A 3,999-nucleotide genomic window follows, 5' to 3' on the forward strand; every position below is an offset into this window, starting at 1 on the left:
GCGGGTCGCTGAACGTGTTCTGGGCGAACGGTCTCGTCGGGACGCTCGTCGTGCCAGCCGATCGCGAGCGCGCGCGCCGCATCCTGCGCCGAGAGCGTGCCCTTGAACGAGTCGGGCGCGATGACGATGCGGCGGCGCATGCCTCGATGATGGCAGGGCGATCGACCTCACTATAGACAGTGGCACTATCGATAGTGCTACTATCTGTACATGAGGATGTCCGACCTGAGTTCGACGACCGGCGTCACGGTGCCCACGCTCAAGTTCTACCTGCGCGAGCACCTGCTGCACGCGGGGGAGCGCACGAGCCCCAACCAGGCCCAGTACGACGAGTCCCACGTCGCCCGGGTGCGCCTCGTGCGGGCTCTGCTCGAGGTGGGCGGGCTCAGCGTCGCGCGGGCGCGCGACGTCGTCGGCGCGGTCGACGCCGACACTCTGCCGCTCAGCTCGGTGTTCGGGGTCGCCCAGCGCGCGGTCACCGTTCCCGCACCGCTCGTCGACGACGCGCCCGCGCCCAGCGACGGCGATCGCCTCGTCGCCGAGCTGTGCGCCGCCCGGGGGTGGCGGGTCTACCCGAACAACCCCGGCCTCGCACTCGCCGCGCGGGTGCTCGACACCTATGCCGCGCTCGGGCAGCAGCGCCTGCACGCCGTGCTCGGGCCCTACGCCGACGCGGCCGACCTCGTCGCCGGCGCCGACCTCGCGGCGGTCGCCGCCGCCCCCGACGAGACCGAGATGACCAACGTGGTCGTCGTCGGCACTGTGCTCGGCGACGCGCTCTTCGCGGGCCTGCGCCGCATCGCGCAAGAGGCCGAGTCGCTCCGCCGCTTCCCCCTGCCCGAGGGCGCTCCGGCCCCGGGCGCCGCCACCACCACCGAGGAATGCTGATGACCACGACCGCCCCCGCCTTTGCCGCCGATTGGCGCCTCGACCTGCCGCCGAGCCGCTGGCACCGCCCGCTGCTCGTGCTCGGCATCCTGCTCGCCGTTCTCACGGCGGTGACGCTCGTCGGCTACCTCGTCGACGATCGCGAGCTGCTCGGCGTCAATCTCTGGGAGAAGCCCCTCAAGTTCGCCATCTCGGGCACGCTCTACGCCGTCACGTGGGCGTGGCTCATCGGCTACTTCACCCGCTGGCAGCGCGCGGCATGGTGGGCCGGCACGGTCATCGCCGTGACGCTGGCGATCGAGCTCATCATCATCGTCGGGGCGGCCGCGGCGGGCATCACGAGCCACTTCAACGTCTCGACGCCGCTCGCCACGACCCTGTGGTCGATCATGGCCGCGGCCATCACGACGCTCTGGGTCGCGACCTTCGTCGCCGCGGTCGCCCTGTGGCGCAACCCCGGTGCCGACCCCGCGCGTCAGGCCGCCATCCGCACGGGTGTCGCGATCTCCCTGCTCGGCATGGGCCTCGCGTTCCTCATGACGGGCCCGACCGCCGACCAGCTGAACGACTTCCAGGGCATCGCGGGCGCGCACGCGGTCGGCACGGCCGACGGGGGCCCCGGCCTGCCCCTTCTCGGCTGGAGCACGATCGCCGGCGACCTGCGCATCCCCCACTTCATCGGCATGCACGCGCTGCAGGCTCTGCCCCTGCTCGCGCTGCTGCTCGAGCTCGGCGCTCGCCGTCTGCCGCTGCTGCGCGACGCCCTCGTGCGCCGCGGGCTCGTGCTCACGGTCGCGGGCGCCTACCTGGCCGTCGTCGGGCTCGTGACGATGCAGGCGCTCCGGGGCCAGTCGATCATCGCTCCGGATGCTCTCACGCTGACCATCGGGGCCGCCATCGCCGCGGCATCCCTGGCCGCCGCCCTCGCGATCGTCGCCGCGGGAGCGCGACGACGGGCCTCCGCCGATCCGAGCCGCGCGGCCGCCGCGAGGAGCTAGTCGACCTCGAGCGCCTCGCCCGGCTGCAGCACCGTCACCGTGCCGCCGTGCTTCTCGACGACCGCGGTGATGCGCGCGGTGGCCATCGCGTTGCCGGCATCGGAGTTGACGCGCTCGTGGGTCGGGAACGCGCGGCGCGGCCGCACGGTGTCGAGGTAGTCCATGACCTCGCCGATCTTCAGCCACGGCGCGCTCGCCGGCACGGCCAGCACGGGCACCTCGCCCCCGGGCACGGTGAACGAGTCGCCGGGGTAGTACAGGGTCTCGTTGACGAAGACTCCGACGTTGTCGACGATCGGGATCGAGCGGTGGATGGTCGCGTGGTGCCCGCCCGAGAAGGCGAGGGCGAAGGGGCCAGCGGCGCGCACGTCGCCGCCATCGACGATCTGCCAGTGGTAGTCGGGATGCGCGGCGGCGACCCCGGCGGGAGCGAACAGCTCCACCGGGCCCGCCGCGGCGGCCAGCAGCCGATCGAGGTGCTCCCGGGTCACGTGATCGCCGTGCTCGTGGGTGACCACGATCGCGGCGAGGTCGTCGACGGCGAACGGAGCGGTGAAGCTGCCCGGGTCGATGACGAGGCTCGCGCCGGAGTGCTCGACGACGAGGCAGGCGTGCTCGCGCTTCGTGATGATCATGGGCACACTGTACTCAGCGCTGGTGCGAGCGGTTCTTGACCAAAATACCCCCCAGGGGTATCATCGCTCCATGATCGACGACATCAAGAAGCGAGCGCTGCATCGCTCGCGCATCCTGCAGGGCCAGTTGCGCGGCATCGAGAAGATGATCGAGAACGACGAGTACTGCGTCGACATCATCACCCAGTCGCTCGCCGTGCAGAAGAGCCTGCGCAGCCTCAACAAGCTGCTCGTCGAGAACCACCTGCGCACGCACGTGAGCGACATGTTCGAGGCGGGCGGCGACGAGCGCGAGAAGGCCATGGCCGAGCTGCTCGCCGTCTACGAGCTGCAGCAGAACCGCGGCAGCTGAAACCCGGTCATAATCGGCGCATGACATCGTCGTCGAAGCGCATCGTCGTCGCCATCAATCCGAACGCCTCGTTCGGCCGCGGGCGCGAGGTCGGCCCCGCCGTCGTCACGACCCTGCGCGGTCTCGGCCACGAGGTGACGAGCCTCATCGAGCCCGACTTCGCGCAGCTGCTCGAGGCGACCCGAGCGGCCGTGCGCGAGAAGCCCGACGCCCTCGTCGTCGTCGGCGGCGACGGCATGATCAACCTCGGCGTGCAGGCGCTCGACGGCTCCCGGGTGCCCCTCGGGCTCGTTCCGAGCGGCACCGGCAATGACATGGCCCGCGGTCTGGGAATCCCCATCGGCGACACCGAGGCGGCCATCGAGCACCTCGCCGCCGCGCTGCAGCGGCCCCCGCGGGTCATCGACGCGGGTGCCCTCGCGTTCGCGGGGGGCCGTTCGCGCTTCGCGTGCATCCTGTCGGCCGGCTTCGACGCCCTCGTCAACGAGCGCGCCAACCGCATGACGCGCCCGCGCGGCCGCAGCCGCTACACGATCGCGCTGCTCGTCGAGCTCGCGAAGCTCCGGCCGATCGACTACACCCTGACGCTCGATGGCGTCGTGCACCGCGAGCGAGCGCTGCTCGTCGCCGTGGCGAACAACCTGTCCTTCGGCGGCGGCATGAAGGTCGCACCCAACGCGCGCCTCGATGACGGCCTCTTCGACGTCGTGCTCGTTCGGCCGCTCGGCCGCCTCGCCTTCCTGCGCATCTACCCGCGCGTCTTCGCCGGAACCCACATCAGCGATCCGCGCGTGATCGTGCACCGTGCGGCCTCGGTGCGCGTGGAGGCCGAGGGGGTCGTCGCCTACGCCGACGGCGAGCGCATCGCGCCGCTCCCGGTCGACATCGAGATGGATGCGGGGAGCCTTCGAGTGCTCGCCTGAGCCGACCGCGCTGGCCTGTCGATACGCCTCGGCCGGGCATCCGGCCCCAGTTTTGCCGGGGTGTGCCCGCTGTGGCATACTCGTGTGGTTGCGAACGCGGCCCCATCGTATAGCGGCCTAGTACGCCGCCCTCTCACGGCGGTAACGCGGGTTCGAATCCCGCTGGGGTCACAACCGAGACCGCCCGGACTTCTCCGGGCGGT

6 protein-coding genes and 1 tRNA gene are annotated in these 3,999 nt (G+C 71.4%); 5 read left to right on the forward strand and 2 right to left on the reverse strand.

The features are described 5' to 3' along the window. The coding region (locus ACTIE9_RS00005) for a glycerate kinase (RefSeq protein WP_439563724.1) at positions 1–140 on the reverse strand (140 nt) is incomplete at its 3' end. 70 nt (positions 141–210) lie between these two features. Here ACTIE9_RS00005 and ACTIE9_RS00010 point away from each other — a divergent pair. Both ACTIE9_RS00010 and ACTIE9_RS00015 read left to right on the forward strand, forming a co-directional pair. Beyond that, positions 211–888, forward strand: coding sequence for a MerR family transcriptional regulator (locus ACTIE9_RS00010; protein ID WP_439563522.1), 678 nt, complete (start codon positions 211–213; stop codon positions 886–888). Next, complete coding sequence (locus tag ACTIE9_RS00015) at positions 888–1,886, forward strand: hypothetical protein (protein WP_439563523.1); 999 nt, start codon at positions 888–890, stop codon at positions 1,884–1,886. The genes ACTIE9_RS00010 and ACTIE9_RS00015 overlap by 1 nt, the downstream gene beginning before the upstream one ends. Here the strand turns inward: ACTIE9_RS00015 and ACTIE9_RS00020 are convergent. Next, positions 1,883–2,521 (reverse strand): MBL fold metallo-hydrolase, encoded by a 639-nt coding sequence (locus ACTIE9_RS00020; protein ID WP_439563524.1) that lies wholly within the window; start codon positions 2,519–2,521, stop codon positions 1,883–1,885. The two genes, ACTIE9_RS00015 and ACTIE9_RS00020, sit on opposite strands and share 4 nt — an antisense overlap. Positions 2,522–2,591: 70 nt before the next feature. Between ACTIE9_RS00020 and ACTIE9_RS00025 the strand changes: the two genes are divergently transcribed. The 3 genes from ACTIE9_RS00025 to ACTIE9_RS00035 all read left to right on the forward strand — a co-directional run bounded on the left by ACTIE9_RS00025 (position 2,592) and on the right by ACTIE9_RS00035 (position 3,967). Next, positions 2,592–2,873, forward strand: a complete 282-nt coding sequence (locus tag ACTIE9_RS00025; RefSeq protein ID WP_047566081.1) for a metal-sensitive transcriptional regulator — start codon at positions 2,592–2,594, stop codon at positions 2,871–2,873. Positions 2,874–2,893: 20 nt separating this feature from the next. Then, complete coding sequence (locus ACTIE9_RS00030; RefSeq protein WP_439563525.1) at positions 2,894–3,796, forward strand: diacylglycerol/lipid kinase family protein; 903 nt, start codon at positions 2,894–2,896, stop codon at positions 3,794–3,796. 98 nt (positions 3,797–3,894) lie between these two features. Beyond that, positions 3,895–3,967 (forward strand) — tRNA-Glu (locus ACTIE9_RS00035). Positions 3,968–3,999 lie beyond the last annotated feature (32 nt).

The organism is Microcella sp. (assembly GCF_051860105.1).
GTDB lineage: Bacteria > Actinomycetota > Actinomycetes > Actinomycetales > Microbacteriaceae > Microcella.